Below are 16,919 nucleotides of genomic sequence, written 5' to 3'. Positions count from 1 at the left end.
CTACCTGTGTGATTGAGCCAAAGTCTCCCATCCACGCAGCTCACCGCGCAGATCGCCTTGACCGCCCCCCGGGCCGTCAGCACCATGGCGGGGTTCCCACGGCGGTGCGGGTCCCCCGGCCGGAGCCCGGGAGAAGGCGGACGGGGGTCGAATCGGTGAGCTCGCTGACCGCGACGAAGCGGCCGGGCCGGACGCGCACACCGCGCGCCGCCCACGGGACACGCCCGCGCGGCCCCGATGTCGGCGCCTGGTTCCTGGTCCTCCCCGCACTGCTGCCGATCCTGGTCCTCAGCGTCGGCCCGCTGCTCTACGGCATCGCGCTCGCCTTCACGGACGCCCAGTCCGGCCGCACCCGGGCCACCGGCTGGGTGGGCACGCTCAACTTCCAGGACCTCCTGCACGACACCCTGTTCTGGGACTCGTTCCGCATCGGCGTGGTCTGGGCCGTCGGGGTCACCGTCCCCCAGTTCCTGCTCGCCCTCGGCCTCGCCCTCCTGCTCGACCAGAAGCTCCGCTTCCGATGGCTCACGCGGGCCCTCGCGATCATTCCCTGGGCGATGCCCGAGGTCGTCGTCGGCATCATGTGGCGGCTCGTCTACAACCCCGACGCCGGCATCCTCAACGAGACGATCCGGAACCTGGGCCTCGGCGAGGGCCGCGACTGGCTCTCCGGCCTCGCCACCGCGCTCCCCGCCGTCATCCTCGTCGGCGTCTGGGCCGGGATGCCGCAGACCACCGTCGCCCTGCTCGCCGGACTCCAGAACACCCCGCACGAACTCCACGAGGCCGCCGCTCTGGACGGCGCCGGAGCCTGGCGCCGCTTCCGCGTCGTCACCTGGCCCGCGCTCCGGCCGGTCGCCCTCGCCATCACCGCCCTCAACCTCATCTGGAACTTCAACTCCTTCGCCCTGGTCTATGTGCTGACCAGCGGCGGACCGGGCGGCCGGACCCGGCTCCCCATGCTCTTCGCCTACGAAGAGGCCTTCCGCTACGGGCAGTTCGGCTACGCCGCCGCGATGGGCTGCGTGATGATCGCCGCCGTCTCGGTGCTCATCGCCCTCTCCCTCGTACGACGGCTGAAAGGGGACCAGGACCGGTGAGCGCCCTCCGGACGAGCAGACCCGCGCGCATCGGCCAGTACGTGGCCCTCCTCGCGTATCTGGTCTTCCTCGCCTTCCCCTTCCTCTGGCTGGTCTCCACCGCCTTCAAGCCGGCTCCCGAGCTCGCCTCGCTGCACCCCACCTGGATCCCGAAGGACCCCACGCTCGCCAACTTCCGGCAGGCCTTCGACGAGCAGCCGCTGCTGAGGGCCGCCGGGAACAGCCTGGTCGCCGCGGTCGCCGCCGCCGTGATCGCGGTGGGCGTCGCGACCCCGCTCGCCTATGTGACGGCCCGCCACCGGGGCAGACTCGCCTCGGCCGCGACCGGCTGGGTGGTGATCAGCCAGGCGTTCCCGTTCGTCCTCGTGATCATCCCGCTGTTCCTGATCCTCAAGAACCTGCACCTCGTGAACAGCGTGTTCGGCCTCGTCCTGGTCTACGTGGTCTGGTCGCTGCCCTTCGCCCTCTGGATGCTGATGGGGTACGTCCGGGCCGTCCCCGCCGAACTGGAGGAGGCCGCCGCCGTCGACGGCGCGGGCCGGCTCCGTACCCTCGTCTCGGTCACCGCCCCGCTGCTCGTCCCCGGGATCGTCGCCACCGCCCTCTTCGCCTTCGTCACCGCGTGGAACGAGTTCTTCTTCGCGCTCGTCCTGCTCAAGACCCCGGAGAAGCAGACCCTGCCGGTCGTCCTCACCCACTTCCTCGGCGCCGAGGGCGTCGCCGACCTCGGCCCGCTGGCCGCCGCGGCCTTCCTCGCCACCCTGCCCTCCCTCGTCGTCTTCGGCTTCCTCCAGCGCCGCATCACCGGCGGGACGCTGGCCGGGGCGGTGAAGTCATGAAACGACGGATCCTCACCCTCACCGCCGCGCTCGCCCTGCTCGTCACCGGCTGCACGGCGGGGAACGACGCGCCCGAGGACGGGGTCGTACGGCTCCGCTTCCAGTCCCTCGCCTGGCAGAAGGAGTCCGTCGACGCCAACCGGCAGCTGGTGGAGGAGTGGAACGCCACCCACCCCGACGTCCAGATCGACTACGTCCAGGGCAGCTGGGACTCCGTCCACGACCAGCTCCTCACCTCCTTCGAGGGCGGCGAGGCGCCCGACATCATCCACGACGCCTCCGACGACCTCGCCGACTTCGCCTACGGCGGCGACCTCGCCGACCTCCGCCCGCTGCTGCCCGAACGGCTCCGGGCCGACATCCCCGCCCGCAGCTGGGAGACCACCACCTTCGGCGAGGGGATCTACGGCGTGCCGTTCCTCCAGGAACCGCGCGTGATCATCGCCAACCGGAAGATCCTCGAATCCTCCGGCGTGCGCGTCCCCACCCCGGAGGAACCCTGGACCTGGACCGAGTTCCGGCAGATCACCCAGGACCTCACCCGCACCATGGGCCCCGGCCGGTACGCCGTCGCCTGGCCGCTCAAGGAGCCCGTCTCCGTCAGCCTCAACCTCGGACTCTCGGCGGGCGGGCGGCTGTTCCACCGGGAGGCCGACGGCCGGGTGACCATCCGCTTCACCGAGGCCGACGCCGTCGTCGCCGGCACGATCCACGACCAGGTCGTCACCGACCGCACGGCCCCGCGCACCACGCTCGGCAGCGGCGGCTCCGACACCCTCCCCGGTTTCTTCGCCGGCAAGTACGCCATGGTGCCGCTGGGCTTCGCCTACCGGCAGCAGATCGCCCAACAGGCCCCGAAGGGCTTCGAGTGGACGGTCCTGCCCGCCCCCGCCGGAGACGCGGGGCTCGCCCAGGGCGTCTCCCCGCAGACCCTGTCGATCGCCGAGGACAGTCCGTACAAGAAGGAGGCGGCCGCCTTCCTCGACTTCTTCCTGCGCCCGGAGAACATGGTGCGGCTCGCGCGCGGCGACTGGATGCTGCCCACCGGCACGACCGCGCTCGCCGACCCCTCGCTGCACACCGCCCGGGACGGCTGGGCGACCGGAGCCGCGGTGGCCGAACGGCTGCGGCCCGCGCCGGCGCAGTCGGTCCGCGGCTACCCGGAGTGGAAGGACAAGGTGGCGACGCCCGCCTTCCAGGAGTACTACAGCGGCGCCATCGACGGCGCCGAGCTGCGCAGACGTCTGGTGACGGACGGCAACCGGGTGCTCGCCCGCTATCAGCGCAAATGACGCGTTCACCAGAGGTTCGGCATTACGAAAGTTTGTTGGATAAGTCACAGATGGGTGAAGGGTCTTCTCGCGGATCCCTCTGATCGGACAGTGTTCGAACCGGCCACCGCGCCGCCCCCCACGAGGCGCGGTGGCCCGCCTAGATTTGACCCCATGACGAAGACGACGTACGCGGCGCTGCTCCGCGGCATCAACGTGAGCGGACACCGCAAGGTCCCCATGGCGGAGCTCCGGACCCTCCTCGAAGGCCTCGGGCACACGAACGTCCGCACCTACCTCCAGAGCGGGAACGCCGTCTTCACCACCGACTCCGGCGCCGGGGAGGACGAGCTCGCCACCGCGCTGGAGGACGCGATCGAGGAGCGGTTCGGCTTCCGCGTCGACTGCCTCGTCCGCGACGGCGACTATCTGGCCGCGGTGGCCGAGGCCTGCCCCTTCCCGGCCGCCGAGCTGGAGGGCAAGCAGCTCCACGCCATCTACTACTCGGGGCCCGTGGACCCCGGGCGCTTCGCCTCGATCGACCGCGAGGCCCATCTCCCCGAGGACTTCGCCCTCGGCGACCGCGTGCTCTACCTGTATGTGCCCGAGGGTCTGGGGAGGTCCCGGCTGGGCGACATGGTCTCCCGTCCGGCCGTCGTGAAGGGGCTCGTCGCCACCGCGCGGAACTGGAACACCGTGGTCAAGCTCATCGAGATGACCCGGGAGGGCTGACCGCGAACTGGCCCAGTCCCAGCGGGTGCGATTGGACCACGAGGGCAGGCCATCGGCTGGCTAGATTTCTCGGTATGACGCACACCGAGACCGTGTCCCGCCCCGCCGTCGACTTCTACTTCGACCCCGCCTGCCCCTTCGCCTGGATCACCTCCCGGTGGATCCTGGAGGTCGAGCGCGAGCGGGACATCGACCTCCGCTTCAAGGTCATGAGCCTGTACCTGCACAACGAGGGCAACACCCTGCCCGACTGGTACCGCGAACTCGTCGACGCCTCGATCGGACCGGTCAGAGTCGCCGCGGCCGCCGCCGAGCGGCACGGCGAGGAGATCCTGCGCCCGCTCTACACCGCGTACGGGACCCGCATCCACGAGCAGAAGCGGCAGGACTTCGACGCGGTGGTCGCCGAGTCGCTCGCCGAGCTCGGCCTGCCCGCCGAACTCGCCGGGGCTGCCCACGACGCGGCGTACGACGAGGCCGTCCGCCGCAGCCACGACGCCGGCAAGGACCCCGACGCCGACGCGTACGTCGGCACGCCCACGATCCACGTCGACGGCACCGTGTGGTTCGGCCCGGTGCTGCGGGCCGTCCCGCGCGGCGAGCGCGCGGCCGAACTCTTCGACAGCTTCCGGGTCCTCGCCGGCCACCCGGACCTCTTCGAACTGAAGCGGACCCGCACGGGTGGCCTCGACTTCAGCTGACGGGTGTCCGGCGGAACATGGCGGGGGCCTGCCCCCCGACGAGCGGAAGACAGGCCCGGGGCGGGACCGGCGCCGTCGTGGGCCGGTCGCCGCCGATCGCGTTCCTACCTGGCGAAGCCGTAGTCCAGCAGCTTCTTGACGTCGGTCGCCCGGTTCGCCTCGCTCGGCGAGGCGAGCACCGCGCCGATGACCGTCTTGCTGCCGCGGGTCGCCGCGAAGACGAGGCAGTACTTGGCCTGCGGACCCGAACCCGTCTTCACGCCGATCGCGCCGCTGTACGTGCTCAGAAGCTTGTTCGTGTTGCTCCACGACATGTACCGGTAGCCGCCGGTCTTCGTGGTCACCTTCTGCTTCGTGGACTTCGTCGCGACCACGGTGCGGAACGTGGGGTTCTTCATCGCACTGCTCGCGAGCTTCGTCAGGTCGCGCGGAGTGGAGTAGTTGCTCCCATTGCTTATTCCGTCGAACGAGTCGAAGTGGGTGTTGCGCATGCCGAGGTTCCTGGCCTCGGTGTTCATCTTCCCGATGAACGACTTGATCCGCGCGGCCCGCGTGGTGCCGGTGCCGAACTTGTCCGCGAGCGCGTAGGCCGCGTCGCAACCCGACGGCAGCATCAGGCCGTAGAGGAGCTGTCGGACCGTCACCTTGTCCCCGACGATGAGCCGGGCGGACGAGGCGTTCTTGGAGACGATGTAGTCGCTGTAGGCCTTGTCGATGGTGACCTTGGCGTCGAGGTTCAGACCGCGCTGGGCCAGGACCACCTTCGCGGTCATGATCTTCGTGGTCGAACCGGTCGACCGACGGGTGTCGGCGGCCTTCCCGAACAGGGTGGTGCCCGTCCCGTTGTTCATGACGAAGCCGCCCTGGGCGGTGATCGACGGGGTGGGCGGCGCGGCGTACGCCTGGCCGGTGAAGAGGCCGCCGGCCAGTACGGCCGAGGCCGTGACCGTGACGGTCACGGCTCTGCGTACGCCGAGTGTCGAAGTGATCAAAGTCTTCTGCCCTTGGTAGGAACCGAATGTCATCCGGGCCCGCAATGGCCCGGCGCACAGAAGACGCGCGAGAGGGTGGGATGGATGCACGGCACAGGCGTGAACTTGCTCGCACCGCCCTGTCGGAGCAGTGCTTCAGCCGCTCGGAGCAGTGGCGCGTGACCGCCACCCGGTACGACCGTCAGCGGCCGGAGCCCGAGGAGTCGACCGAGCAGCCGTCTCCCGCGGTGACGACCCGGTGCCGGGTCACGGTGCCGTCGGCGGCGAGTGCGTAGACGTCGCCGTCGGGCCGGACGCGCAGGCCGACGGCGCGGACCTCCGAGCGCTCGACCCCGCCCGTGGCAGGCATGGCCGCGATTCTGCCCTCGGAGAGGAACACTCCGCAGCCGCTGGTGGCGCCGAGCCCGCCTCCGCTCGAAGTGCCTGCCCGGGACGTCCGGTTCCCGGTGTTCCCCGTCACCTGGACGGACTGGGCGTCCTGTTCGGCTCCGCCCACCGCGTAGCTGCCGAACACCGTCGTGCTCCGCGACATGGCGCACTCGCTGGAGAAGTCCCCGAGGTCACGGACCCTGCGGCCCGAGCCGAGGGTGAAGAGGGCGGGCTTCTCGCCGATGGTGGCGGCCCGGTCGGCCGCGGGGTCGAGGCAGCCGACCGATCCGGGAAGGTGGTCGACGGCGAGCCGTGGAGTGCCGGGCGTCCTGCCGGGGACGTCGAAGAGGTAGGCGGACCAGCGCGGGGCGGCCTCGTTGCCCGTGGCGACCGACACCGCGAGAGAACGTCCGTCGGCGGACTGCGTGCCCATCGAGTCCCTGAGCTCCCCCGGCAGGTCCAGGGACCGCTTCCGGGCGCCTTCCGACCAGGTGACCGACGGGCCGACGGTGGCGATCCAGTTGTCGGGATCGGAGCTCCAGTGCACATCGAGACGACCGGCCGGGAATTTCTTCACGGTGGTTTCTCCGCGGTACTTCCAAATCGCCAGCGATTCCTTCTGCCTCGGATTCTCGGAGACGGGTGCGGAGATCACCGCGTCAGGACATCGGTTGAGGCATTGGATATCGGAAGGGAAATATCCGGAGTGGGTCCACGCGCGCGTGCCGTCGGAGCGGTACCCGGTCAGTTTCTCCTGTTCGGTGTCGAACGTGATGTATCCGGCGGTGTCTCCCTCGACGAGGAGGAACCGGTTTTCCACCGGGTCCCCGGAGGCGGCCGGGGTGGTGGGTCCGTCGTCCGCCGAGCATCCGGCCAGGACCGGGATGATCAGCAGAGCGGCGGCCGCCAGGCGTGTGCGCATCCTCATGGATTCCCTCCGCGGGCGCGGGCGGGCCCTGCCGGCCCGCCCGCGCTCACTCGCTCCCTGGTGCGGGTGTGGGTTCAGAAAGCGAAAGACTTGCCCTGGCACTCGACCGGCCAGCTGTTCATGTTGTACCAGCCGTGGCTGACGAGGCGGGTGCGGCCCTTCTTGGTGACCGGCTCACGGCCCACGCCCCAGGACGCGATGCCCCAGCTGTTGTTGTCCCAGGCCACCTCGTTCTTCTTCACCTCGACGTGCCCCCGGCGGGTCGTGCCGTCCAGGAGGTAGGTGACGTGGCTCAGATCGCGGCGCGTCTTGCTGATGCCGTGACTGGTCGGGAAGTTGAGGCGCTGCTTGTGCTTCCAGGTCGTCGACGTCTTCGCCACGTAGTAGCTGACGGTGCGGACGTTGCCGTCGGCCGAGGGCCCCAGGGCGGCCGAGCAGTTCACGGTGACGGTCCGGTCGGCCGCCATGGCCTGGGGCGCGGTGAGCGTCCCGATGGCCAGTGCGGCGACGACGGCGGGGGCCGATAAAATACTGACCCGGCGAAGTGCGATGTTCATTTCTTTCCCCTCTTGATCGGTCGGTAATATCCTCCGGGTGAACGGGGTGACAGAACAAGGGAGTTGAGGAACATCTGAGGTTTTAGTGGCGCGTGATTCTCGACTATTCCATGCGATGGGATCGCGGATTTCCGAATTCCGCTTCGGCCGTATAGCCGTCCCTATTCGGCATTCCATTGCCGAACTTCGGACGACCGGGCTCAGGCGGTACGGGCGACCGGCAGACGGGTGGCACGGGCGCCGTCGTAGCGCTCCACCAGGAGCGCGGCCAGTTCGGGGGAGGGGCCGAGGACGTCCGCGAGGACGTCCGCGCCGGTCGCGCCGGCGGCGATCCGGTCCGGGAGCCTGCCCGGAGCTATCACGTACGGGGCGACGGCCACCCGGCGGACGCCCCGGTCGGCACGGAGGAGCCGGACGGCCTCCTCCGTACGGGGGAGAGATGCGGAGGCGAACGCGGGCCGCACGGAGCACCAACCGGTGCGCCGCAGCTCCCGCGCCGTTTCTGCGATCACCGCGATCGCCTCCGGGTCGGTGGAGCCCGCCGAGGCCAGGACGACCCCGGTGGTGCTCTTGTCGCCGGGCGTGAGCCCGGCCTCGTACAGCCGTCGCTCCACCGCCGCGATCAGCAGCGGCGAGGGACCGAGGACCTCCGCCTGGCGGATCCGCAGGGACGGCGGCGCCTGGCGCAGTACGGCGGGGATGTCGGCCTTCGCGTGGAAGGCACGGGTCAGCAGCAGCGGCAGCGCCACCACATCCCGTACGCCGTCGGCGGCGAGCCGGTCGAGCACCCCCGGCACCGACGGCAGGTTGAAGTCCAGGAACGCCGTCTCCACCCGCAGCCCCGGCCGCAGCGCACCGGCACGGCGCACCAGCGCCTGGACGGTCGCCGAGTGCCGCGGATCGCGGCTGCCGTGGGCGATGACGAGGAGGACGGGGCGGTTCATGACAGGCTCAGCTCTTCGTCAGCAGGCCGCGGCGGCGGAGCACCGTGCGCTCCAGCGGGCTGAAGATCAGCAGGTCGATGGCGATGCCGACGATCAGGATCAGGATGATCGCCAGGAAGATCCCCGCCATGTCGATGTTGTTGCGGCCGTACTCGAGCAGCTGGCCGAGGCCGAGCCCCAGGTCGGGGGAGGACGCGATGATCTCCGCGGCCATCAGCGAACGCCAGGAGAACGCCCAGCCCTGCTTGAGCCCGGCCAGGTAGCCCGGGAGCGCGGCCGGCATCACGATGTGCCAGGCGCCCTTGAGCCCGGTCGCGCCGAGCGTCTGGCCGGCCCGCAGATAGAGCGGCGGGACCTGGTCGACACCGGCGACGAGGCCGTTCGCGATGGACGGGACGGCGCCCAGCAGGATCACCGCGTACATCATGCTGTCGTTGAGGCCGAGCCACAGGACCGCGGGTGCCACCCAGGCGACCGAGGGCAGCGACTGGAGACCCGCGAGGATCGGGCCGATCGCCGCCCGGACGAATTTCACCCGGGAGACCAGCAGACCCAGCGGGGTGCCGATGACCAGAGCGAGGAAGAACCCGTACAGGGCCCGGGACACACTGGTCCACAGGACGCTGAGGAGGGTCCCCTCCCTCCACATCACGGTCAGGCTGTCCCACACGGCGGACGGGGCGGGCAGCTTGTAGTCGGCGGTGACCTTCCCCCAGACCAGCAGCTGCCACACCACCAGGACCAGCGCGACGGCGACGACCGGCGGGAAGACCTTCTTGAGCAGGACCTCGCGGACCGGGGTGCGCCGGATCTGCACGCTGTCCAGCGCGTCCAGGCCGGCCTCCAGGCCGGCGAGGTCGTCGGCCTTCCGCGTCGTCGGCGTCTTCGGACTGGTGTCAGTGCTGGCCATGACGGCGGATCTCCCCACGCAGGTGCTCGGTGATCTCGAGGGACAGCTCGGCGACGTCGGAGTCCTCGATACGGCGCGGCTGAGGAATGTCGATGGTCCACTCGTGGGCGATCCGGCCAGGCCGGGACGAGAGGAGGACGACGCGCTCGGCCAGCCGCACGGCCTCGCGGACGTTGTGGGTGACGAAGAGCACCGACAGCTTCGTCTCCCGCCAGATGCGGGTCAGTTCGTCGTGCAGGACGTCCCGGGTGATGGCGTCGAGCGCGGCGAACGGCTCGTCCATCAGGAGCAGGTCGCTGTCCTGGGCGAGCGCGCGAGCCAGGGCGACCCGCTGGCGCATGCCGCCGGACAGCTCGTGGACCCGCTTGCCGTACGAGCCACCGAGCCGGACGAGGTCGAGCAGCCGCTCGGCCTCCTCGCGCCGCTCGGTCTTGGGCACCCCGCGCAGCCGCAGGGCCAGTTCGATGTTCTTGCCCGCGGTGAGCCACGGGAAGAGGGCGTGCTCCTGGAACATCAGGGCCGGCCGGCCGCCGGGGGTCTCGATGGACCCCGCGGACGGCCGGTCGAGCCCGGCGACCAGGTTGAGCAGGGTGGACTTGCCGCAGCCCGAGGCGCCCAGGAGGGTGACGAACTCGCCCGGGGCGACATCGAGCGAGATGTCGTCGAGGACGAGCTGCCCGCCGGCGGGTCCGCCGAAGGACTTGGAGACATGCTCGATGCGGGCGGCATGGGTCACCGCCGCACGGTCCTCGGCCTTGGCGAGCGTCGTGGTCGTGGCCATGGTCGTCACCTCCTGGGGATCAGCTGCGGACTGTTACTTCGCGCCGAGACCGGCGTCGGAGACCTCGGGCTTGCCCGCTGCCTTCAGGACCTTGTTGAGCGGCTTCAGGTCGTAGATGCCGGCCAGTTCGGGCTTCTCCAGGAGACCGGCCTTCACCGCGTGGTCGGCCTGGGCCTGGAGCGTGGCCGCCAGCGGGTCGTTGGTGAACTGGATCGACGGCCATGCGGCGTCGATCACCTTCGCGCCCAGCGCCTTGCCCGAGAGGTTCTTCAGCTTGGCGTTGGCCGAGGCCTTCGCCTTGTCCGGGTTGGCGTTGATCCACTCGTTGGTCTTCACCGCGCCGCGCAGGAAGGCCTCGACCACGTCCGGGTGGGCCGTGAGGAACTTCTGCGACACGATGATGTTGGTGATGACGAACTTCTTGTCCGGCCAGATGTCGGACTCGTTGATCAGCACCTTCGCCCCGTCGCTGACCAGCTTCGACGCGGTCGGCTCCGGCACCCAGGCACCGTCGATGGCGCCGGAGGCGTAGGCGTTCGGGGTCACCTTGTTGTCCGTGCGGACCACGGAGACGTCGCCCTTGCCGCTCTGGGCGTTGACCTTCCAGCCCTTCTCGGAGATCCAGTTGAGGAAGGCCACGTCCTGCGTGTTGCCGAGCTGCGGCGTGGCGATCTTCTTGCCCTTGAGGTCGTCGAGGGTCTTGATCTTCGCCGGGTTCACCACGAGCTTCACGCCGCCGGAGGCCGAGCCGCCGATGATGCGCAGGTTGGTGCCCTTGGTCTTGACGTAGCCGTTGATGGACGGCGAGGGGCCGATGAAGCCGATGTCGATCGAGTCGGCGTTCAGCGCCTCGATCTCGGACGGGCCGGCGTTGAAGGTGGTGGGCACCAGCTTCGTGCCGCCCAGCTCCTTCTGGAGGATGCCCTCCTGGTCACCGACGAGCGCGGTGGCGTGCGTGAGGTTGGGGAAGTACCCGAGCCGTACGGTGTCGGCGGAGAGCTTCTTGCCCTCGGCGGCCACCTTCTTCTCGTCGTTCTTGGCGTCGGAGCCGTAGCCGCAGGAGGCGAGCGCGCCGATCAGCAGCGGCAGGGCGGCAGCGGCGGCGAGGCCGCGGCGCAGGGTGGTGCGGGTGGTGGCAGGCACGGGAGGTTTTCCCCTCGATTCAGCGTCTTCGAAGTCTGCGTCTATGTCGTTCGGGGTGGAGCGGGTGGAGCGGGGTCGCGCCGCGCATGCGGCGCGTCGAGGTCAGCACGCACATCGCGCGACGCCTCCCATGCCGGCGCCGAGGGCGCCGGAGCCCACCCGGCCGCCCTCCTTCGCGAAGGTGGCGTAGACGTTCTCGCTCATGTCAGAAGTCCCATCCTTCCTCGTCCTCGACGACCGCGACGGCCTTGGCGGTGGCGAAGGACGCGCCCGCCATGCCCGCCGCGAGCGTGGTGCCGTCAGCCGGGTCGATCAGCAGGAACGAACCGGTGCGGCGCGAGTCGGCGTACGCGTCGAGCGCGAGCGGCTCGGCGGTGCGCACCACGACCCGGCCGATGTCGTTGGCGACCAGCTGCCCCGGGTTCGGGTGCTGCGAGAGGTCGTCGAGGGTCAGCCGCGAGGGGATCTCCTTGACGATCGCCTTGACCGTGCGGGTGGTGTGCTTCAGGAGCACCCGCTGGCCGACGGCGAGCGGGTGGTCCGCCACGTGGCAGACGGTCGCCTCGATGTCCTGCGTGGTCGGCGGGGCGTCACCGCTCGGGGCGAGCAGGTCGCCGCGCGAGATGTCGATGTCGTCGGCGAGCCGGATGGTGACCGACTGCGGGGCCCAGGCGATGTCCACGGCCTCGCCCAGCGCGTCGATCCCGGTGATCGTGGAGGTCTTCCCCGACGGCAGGACGGTGATCTCCTCGCCGACCCGGAAGGCACCGGCCGCGATCTGACCGGCGTAGCCCCGGTAGTCGGGGTGCTCGGCGGTCTGCGGGCGGATCACGTACTGCACGGGGAACCGCGCGTGGCAGGCCGTCAGGTCGTGGCTGACCGGGACGGTCTCCAGGTGTTCGAGGACCGTCGGGCCGCCGTACCAGTCCATGTTCGCGGACGGCTCCACGACGTTGTCGCCGGCCAGCGCGGAGATCGGGATCGCGGTGATCTCCGGGACGCCGAGCTCGGAGGCGTACGTCGTGAACTCCTCGGCGATCGCGGCGAAGACGGGCTCCCGGTACTCGACCAGGTCCATCTTGTTCACGGCCAGGACCACGTGCGGGACGCGGAGCAGCGCGGCGACGGCCGCGTGCCGGCGGGTCTGCTCGACCACGCCGTTGCGGGCGTCGACGAGGACCACGGCCAGCTCGGCGGTGGAGGCGCCGGTCACCATGTTCCGGGTGTACTGCACGTGCCCGGGGGTGTCGGCGAGGATGAAGCGGCGGCGGGGCGTCGCGAAGTAGCGGTAGGCCACGTCGATGGTGATGCCCTGCTCGCGCTCGGCCCGCAGACCGTCGGTGAGGAGCGCCAGGTCGGGGGCCTCCTGGCCGCGGGAGCGCGAGGCGTGCTCCACGGCCTCCAGCTGGTCCACCAGGACCGACTTGGAGTCGTGGAGGAGCCGGCCCACCAGGGTGGACTTGCCGTCGTCGACGGAGCCGGCGGTGGCGAAGCGCAGCAGGGTGGTGGCCGCCAGCTGCTCGGTCAGCTGCTCGGTGGACGTGCTCATTAGAAGTACCCTTCGCGCTTGCGGTCTTCCATCGCGGCCTCGGACATCTTGTCGTCGGCGCGGGTCGCGCCCCGCTCGGTGAGCCGGGAGGCGGCGATCTCGGCGATGACGGCGTCCAGCGTGGTGGCGTCGGAGTCGACGGCGCCGGTGCAGGACATGTCGCCGACGGTGCGGTAGCGGATCAGCCGCGTCTGCGTGGTCTCGGACTCCTTCGGGCCGCCCCAGTCGCCGGCCGTCAGCCACATGCCGCTGCGGGCGAACACCTCGCGCTCATGGGCGAAGTAGATCTCCGGGAGCTCGATCTCCTCGCGCTGGATGTACTGCCAGACGTCCAGCTCGGTCCAGTTGGACAGCGGGAAGACGCGGACGTGCTCGCCGGGGGCGTGCCGGCCGTTGTAGAGCTGCCACAGCTCGGGGCGCTGGCGGCGCGGGTCCCACTGCGAGAACTCGTCGCGCAGCGAGAACACCCGCTCCTTGGCGCGGGCCTTCTCCTCGTCGCGGCGGCCGCCGCCGAAGACGGCGTCGAAGCGGTGCTGCTGGATCGCCTCGGTGAGCGGCACGGTCTGCAGCGGGTTGCGGGTGCCGTCGGGGCGCTCGCGGAGCTTGCCGGCGTCGATGTACTCCTGCACGGAGGCGACGTGCAGCCGCAGGCCGTGCTTGGCGACGGTGCGGTCGCGGTACTCCAGGACCTCGGGGAAGTTGTGCCCGGTGTCGACGTGCAGCAGCGTGAAGGGGATCGCCGCGGGGGCGAAGGCCTTCAGCGCCAGGTGCAGCATGACGATGGAGTCCTTGCCGCCGGAGAAGAGGATCACCGGACGCTCGAACTCGCCCGCCACCTCACGGAAGATGTGGACGGCCTCGGACTCCAGGGAGTCGAGGTGCGACAGCGCGAACGGGTTGTCGGTGCTGTCGTGAACATGGGCGACGGTGGTCACAGCAGACCCCTCTCGGTGAGCAGCGCGTGGAGCTGCGCCGCGGACTCCTGCACGGTCTGGGTGTGGGACTCGATCCGCAGATCCGGGTCGCGCGGCTCGTCGTACGGGTCGTCGACGCCGGTGAGACCGCTGATCTCGCCGGCGGCCTGCTTGGCGTAGAGGCCCTTCACGTCGCGTACGGAGCAGACGTCCACCGGAGTGGCGACGTGCACCTCGACGTAGGGGGTGCCTTCGGACGCGTGGCGCTTGCGGACCGCCTCGCGGCTGTCCTCGTACGGGGCGATGACGGGGACGAGGGCCTTCACGCCGTTGGAGGCGAGCAGCTCCGCGACGAACCCGATCCGCTGCACGTTGGTGTGCCGGTCCTCGCGGCTGAAGCCGAGGCCCGCGGAGAGGAACTCACGGATCTCGTCGCCGTCGAGCACCTCGACCCGGTGGCCCTCCTCGCGGAGCCGGCCGGCCAGCTCGTACGCGATGGTGGTCTTGCCGGCGCTCGGCAGGCCGGTGAGCCAGATGGTGGCACCCGTCACGTGCTTCTCCTGAACTTCCTGAGTGTCCGTCATCCGTGCAGCCCGCATTCGGTCTTGCCGCGGCCCGCCCAGCGTCCGGCGCGGGCGTCCTCGCCCTCCAGGACCCGGCGGGTGCAGGGGGCGCAGCCGACGGAGGCGTATCCGTCCATCAGGAGCGGGTTGGTGAGGACGCCGTGCTCCGTGACGTACGCGTCGACGTCGTCCTGCGTCCAGCGGGCGATGGGGGAGACCTTGACCTTGCGGCGCTTCTCGTCCCAGCCGACGACCGGGGTGTTCGCCCGGGTGGGGGACTCGTCGCGGCGCAGACCGGTCGCCCACGCGCTGTACCGGGTCAGGCCCTCTTCGAGGGGCTTGACCTTGCGCAGCGCGCAGCACAGGTCGGGGTCGCGGTCGTGGAGTTTCGCGCCGTACTCGGCGTCCTGCTCGGCCACGGTCTGACGCGGGGTCAGGGTGATGACGTGGACGTCCATGACGGCGTCCACGGCGTCACGGGTGCCGATGGTCTCCTCGAAGTGGTAGCCGGTGTCGAGGAAGACGACGTCCACGCCGGGCCGGACCCGCGAGGCGAGATGGGCGACGACCGCGTCCTCCATGGAGGACGTGACGCAGAAGCCCTCACCGAAGGTGTCCACGGCCCAGCGGAGGATCTCCAGCGCGGAGGCGTCCTCCAGATCACGGCCGGCCTGCTCGGCGAGTGCCTTGAGGTCGGCCGTGGTGGCGTCCTGAGTGAGCGTCATATCTCTTTCCCTCCAGGGGTGTTGCCCGAAGTGCCGGGGGCGAGCAGCCCCAGGAACTTCAGCTGGAAGGCTCGGCTGCACGCGGCGCATTCCCAGGCGCCGTGACCCTGCTCGTTGGGACGCAGGTCCTCGTCGCCGCAGTAGGGGCAGTGGAACGGTGCGGCACGCTCGCTCATGACAGCGCCTCTTCCGAGGCACGGGCCGCCCAGGTCGCGAAGCGCTCGCCGGTCTCGCGCTCCGCCTGGAAGCGCTTGAGGACCCGCTCCACGTAGTCGGGGAGTTCGGCCGCGGTGACCTTGAGGCCGCGGACCTTGCGGCCGAAGCCGGCCTCCAGGCCGAGCGCGCCGCCCAGGTGCACCTGGTAGCCCTCGACGCGGTTGCCCTCGTCGTCCAGGACCAGCTGGCCCTTGAGGCCGATGTCCGCGACCTGGATGCGGGCGCAGGCGTTCGGGCAGCCGTTGATGTTGATCGTCAGCGGCTCGTCGAACTCCGGGACGCGACGCTCCAGTTCGTCGATGAGCGAGGCACCGCGCGCCTTGGTCTCGACGATCGCGAGCTTGCAGAACTCGATGCCGGTGCAGGCCATCGTGCCGCGTCGGAACGGCGAGGGCGTGACCCGCAGGTCGAGGGCCTCCAGCGCGGCGACGATCGACTCGACCTGCGCCTCCTCGATGTCGAGGACGAGCATCTTCTGCTCGGCGGTGGTGCGGACCCGGCCGGAGCCGTGCGCCTCGGCGACCGCGGCGATCTTCGTCAGGGTGGCGCCGTCGACCCGTCCGACGCGCGGCGCGAAGCCCACGTAGAACTTGCCGTCCTGCTGGCGGTGCACACCGACGTGGTCGCGCCAGCGGCCGGCGGGCTGCTCGGGGGCGGGGCCGTCGGTCAGCTTGCGCTGGAGGTACTCGTCCTCCAGGACCTGGCGGAACTTCTCCGGGCCCCAGTCGGCGACGAGGAACTTCAGCCGGGCGCGGTTGCGCAGCCGGCGGTAGCCGTAGTCGCGGAAGATCGAGATGACGCCCTCGTAGACGTCCGGGACCTCGTCGAGGGAGACCCAGGTGCCGAGGCGGACGCCCAGCTTGGGGTTGGTGGAGAGACCGCCGCCGACCCAGACGTCGAAGCCGGGGCCGTGCTCCGGATGGTTCACGCCGACGAAGGCGATGTCGTTGATCTCGTGCGCCACGTCGAGCAGCGGCGAGCCGGAGATCGCGGACTTGAACTTGCGGGGCAGGTTGGAGAAGTCCTTGTTGCCGACGATCCGACGGTAGATCTCGTCGATCGCGGGCGTGCCGTCGATGATCTCGTCGGCCGCGATGCCGGCCACCGGGGAACCGAGGATGACACGCGGGGTGTCGCCGCAGGCCTCGGTGGTGGACAGACCGACCGCCTCCAGGCGGTTCCAGATCTCGGGGACGTCCTCGATGCGGATCCAGTGGTACTGGACGTTCTGCCGGTCCGTGATGTCGGCGGTGCCCCGGGCGAACTCCTCGGAGATCTCGCCGATGACCCGGAGCTGCTCGGTGGTCAGCCGGCCGCCGTCGATCCGGACGCGGAGCATGAAGTACTCGTCGTCCAGCTCCTCCGGCTCCAGGACACCCGTCTTGGTGCCGTCCAGACCCTGCTTGCGCTGGGTGTAGAGGCCCCACCAGCGCATGCGTCCGCGCAGGTCGTTGGGGTCGATGGAGTCGAATCCGCGCTTCGAGTAGACCGTCTCAATACGTGTCCGTACGTTGAGACCGTCGTCGTCCTTCTTGAACTGCTCATTGCCGTTCAGGGGGGTGAAGTGCCCCACGGCCCACTGACCCTCGCCACGGTGGCGCCCGGTCTTGCGGCGTGCGGCGGCGGGAGTGGGGTTTTCCGGGGTGGCGGCCATGGCGTCTTGTCCTTCGGGACTGCGAGAGGGC

General features: G+C 70.2%; 18 protein-coding genes. 5 read left to right on the top strand and 13 right to left on the bottom strand.

Going from position 1 to position 16,919, the window contains the following annotated elements:
* Nucleotides 1-155: 155 nt before the first annotated feature.
* The 5 genes from ACIP8Z_RS28760 (at nucleotide 156) to ACIP8Z_RS28740 (ending at nucleotide 4,643) form a co-directional block, all read left to right on the top strand.
* Nucleotides 156-1,100: a carbohydrate ABC transporter permease gene (locus ACIP8Z_RS28760; protein ID WP_402088475.1), complete on the top strand. Its 945-nt coding sequence runs from the start codon at nucleotides 156-158 to the stop codon at nucleotides 1,098-1,100.
* Nucleotides 1,097-1,939 (top strand): carbohydrate ABC transporter permease, encoded by an 843-nt coding sequence (locus ACIP8Z_RS28755; RefSeq protein ID WP_402088472.1) that lies wholly within the window; start codon nucleotides 1,097-1,099, stop codon nucleotides 1,937-1,939. The genes ACIP8Z_RS28760 and ACIP8Z_RS28755 overlap by 4 nt, the downstream gene beginning before the upstream one ends.
* Nucleotides 1,936-3,231 carry an ABC transporter substrate-binding protein gene (locus ACIP8Z_RS28750; RefSeq protein ID WP_402088470.1) on the top strand — a complete coding sequence of 432 codons (1,296 nt, stop codon included), beginning with the start codon at nucleotides 1,936-1,938 and terminating at the stop codon, nucleotides 3,229-3,231. The genes ACIP8Z_RS28755 and ACIP8Z_RS28750 overlap by 4 nt, the downstream gene beginning before the upstream one ends.
* A 153-nt stretch (nucleotides 3,232-3,384) precedes the next feature.
* Complete coding sequence (locus ACIP8Z_RS28745) at nucleotides 3,385-3,942, top strand: DUF1697 domain-containing protein (protein ID WP_402088467.1); 558 nt, start codon at nucleotides 3,385-3,387, stop codon at nucleotides 3,940-3,942.
* Nucleotides 3,943-4,016: 74 nt separating this feature from the next.
* Nucleotides 4,017-4,643 (top strand): DsbA family protein, encoded by a 627-nt coding sequence (locus ACIP8Z_RS28740; RefSeq protein WP_402088464.1) that lies wholly within the window; start codon nucleotides 4,017-4,019, stop codon nucleotides 4,641-4,643.
* Nucleotides 4,644-4,747: 104 nt separating this feature from the next.
* Here the strand turns inward: ACIP8Z_RS28740 and ACIP8Z_RS28735 are convergent, their stop codons facing one another.
* The 13 genes from ACIP8Z_RS28735 to ACIP8Z_RS28675 form a co-directional block, all read right to left on the bottom strand.
* Entirely contained in the window at nucleotides 4,748-5,668 is a 921-nt protein-coding gene (locus ACIP8Z_RS28735; protein WP_402088461.1) for a D-alanyl-D-alanine carboxypeptidase family protein, read from the bottom strand.
* A gap of 148 nt (nucleotides 5,669-5,816) precedes the next feature.
* Complete coding sequence (locus tag ACIP8Z_RS28730; RefSeq protein ID WP_402088458.1) at nucleotides 5,817-6,926, bottom strand: hypothetical protein; 1,110 nt, start codon at nucleotides 6,924-6,926, stop codon at nucleotides 5,817-5,819.
* Nucleotides 6,927-7,006: 80 nt separating this feature from the next.
* Nucleotides 7,007-7,489 carry a hypothetical protein gene (locus ACIP8Z_RS28725; protein WP_402088455.1) on the bottom strand — a complete coding sequence of 161 codons (483 nt, stop codon included), beginning with the start codon at nucleotides 7,487-7,489 and terminating at the stop codon, nucleotides 7,007-7,009.
* Between the two features lie 200 nt (nucleotides 7,490-7,689).
* Nucleotides 7,690-8,433, bottom strand: a complete 744-nt coding sequence (locus ACIP8Z_RS28720) for a sirohydrochlorin chelatase (RefSeq protein WP_402088452.1) — start codon at nucleotides 8,431-8,433, stop codon at nucleotides 7,690-7,692.
* A gap of 7 nt (nucleotides 8,434-8,440) precedes the next feature.
* Nucleotides 8,441-9,343 (bottom strand): ABC transporter permease, encoded by a 903-nt coding sequence (locus tag ACIP8Z_RS28715; RefSeq protein WP_402088449.1) that lies wholly within the window; start codon nucleotides 9,341-9,343, stop codon nucleotides 8,441-8,443.
* Nucleotides 9,330-10,124 carry an ABC transporter ATP-binding protein gene (locus ACIP8Z_RS28710; RefSeq protein ID WP_402088446.1) on the bottom strand — a complete coding sequence of 265 codons (795 nt, stop codon included), beginning with the start codon at nucleotides 10,122-10,124 and terminating at the stop codon, nucleotides 9,330-9,332. Before ACIP8Z_RS28710 ends, ACIP8Z_RS28715 begins: the two co-directional genes overlap by 14 nt.
* A 33-nt stretch (nucleotides 10,125-10,157) precedes the next feature.
* A complete protein-coding gene (locus ACIP8Z_RS28705; protein WP_402088443.1) occupies nucleotides 10,158-11,267 on the bottom strand; it encodes an aliphatic sulfonate ABC transporter substrate-binding protein in 1,110 nt (369 codons plus the stop codon).
* Nucleotides 11,268-11,472: 205 nt separating this feature from the next.
* Nucleotides 11,473-12,816 carry a sulfate adenylyltransferase subunit 1 gene (locus ACIP8Z_RS28700; protein WP_402088440.1) on the bottom strand — a complete coding sequence of 448 codons (1,344 nt, stop codon included), beginning with the start codon at nucleotides 12,814-12,816 and terminating at the stop codon, nucleotides 11,473-11,475.
* Nucleotides 12,816-13,751 (bottom strand): sulfate adenylyltransferase subunit CysD, encoded by a 936-nt coding sequence (cysD, locus tag ACIP8Z_RS28695; RefSeq protein WP_355960028.1) that lies wholly within the window; start codon nucleotides 13,749-13,751, stop codon nucleotides 12,816-12,818. The genes ACIP8Z_RS28700 and cysD overlap by 1 nt, the downstream gene beginning before the upstream one ends.
* Nucleotides 13,748-14,281, bottom strand: a complete 534-nt coding sequence (gene cysC, locus ACIP8Z_RS28690; RefSeq protein ID WP_383863651.1) for an adenylyl-sulfate kinase — start codon at nucleotides 14,279-14,281, stop codon at nucleotides 13,748-13,750. The genes cysD and cysC overlap by 4 nt, the downstream gene beginning before the upstream one ends.
* Nucleotides 14,282-14,310: 29 nt before the next feature.
* Nucleotides 14,311-15,018, bottom strand: coding sequence for a phosphoadenylyl-sulfate reductase (locus ACIP8Z_RS28685; RefSeq protein ID WP_402088438.1), 708 nt, complete (start codon nucleotides 15,016-15,018; stop codon nucleotides 14,311-14,313).
* The gene (locus ACIP8Z_RS28680) at nucleotides 15,015-15,194 is read right to left on the bottom strand and encodes a hypothetical protein (RefSeq protein ID WP_078944884.1); all 180 of its coding nucleotides are present in this window, start codon (nucleotides 15,192-15,194) and stop codon (nucleotides 15,015-15,017) included. Before ACIP8Z_RS28680 ends, ACIP8Z_RS28685 begins: the two co-directional genes overlap by 4 nt.
* The gene (locus tag ACIP8Z_RS28675) at nucleotides 15,191-16,888 is read right to left on the bottom strand and encodes a nitrite/sulfite reductase (protein WP_319321903.1); all 1,698 of its coding nucleotides are present in this window, start codon (nucleotides 16,886-16,888) and stop codon (nucleotides 15,191-15,193) included. Before ACIP8Z_RS28675 ends, ACIP8Z_RS28680 begins: the two co-directional genes overlap by 4 nt.
* Nucleotides 16,889-16,919 lie beyond the last annotated feature (31 nt).

The organism is Streptomyces sp. NPDC088553 (assembly GCF_044752965.1).
GTDB lineage: Bacteria > Actinomycetota > Actinomycetes > Streptomycetales > Streptomycetaceae > Streptomyces.
The sequence above is the reverse complement of the archived record's forward strand: the minus strand, read 5'-3'. Positions and strand labels throughout refer to the sequence as shown.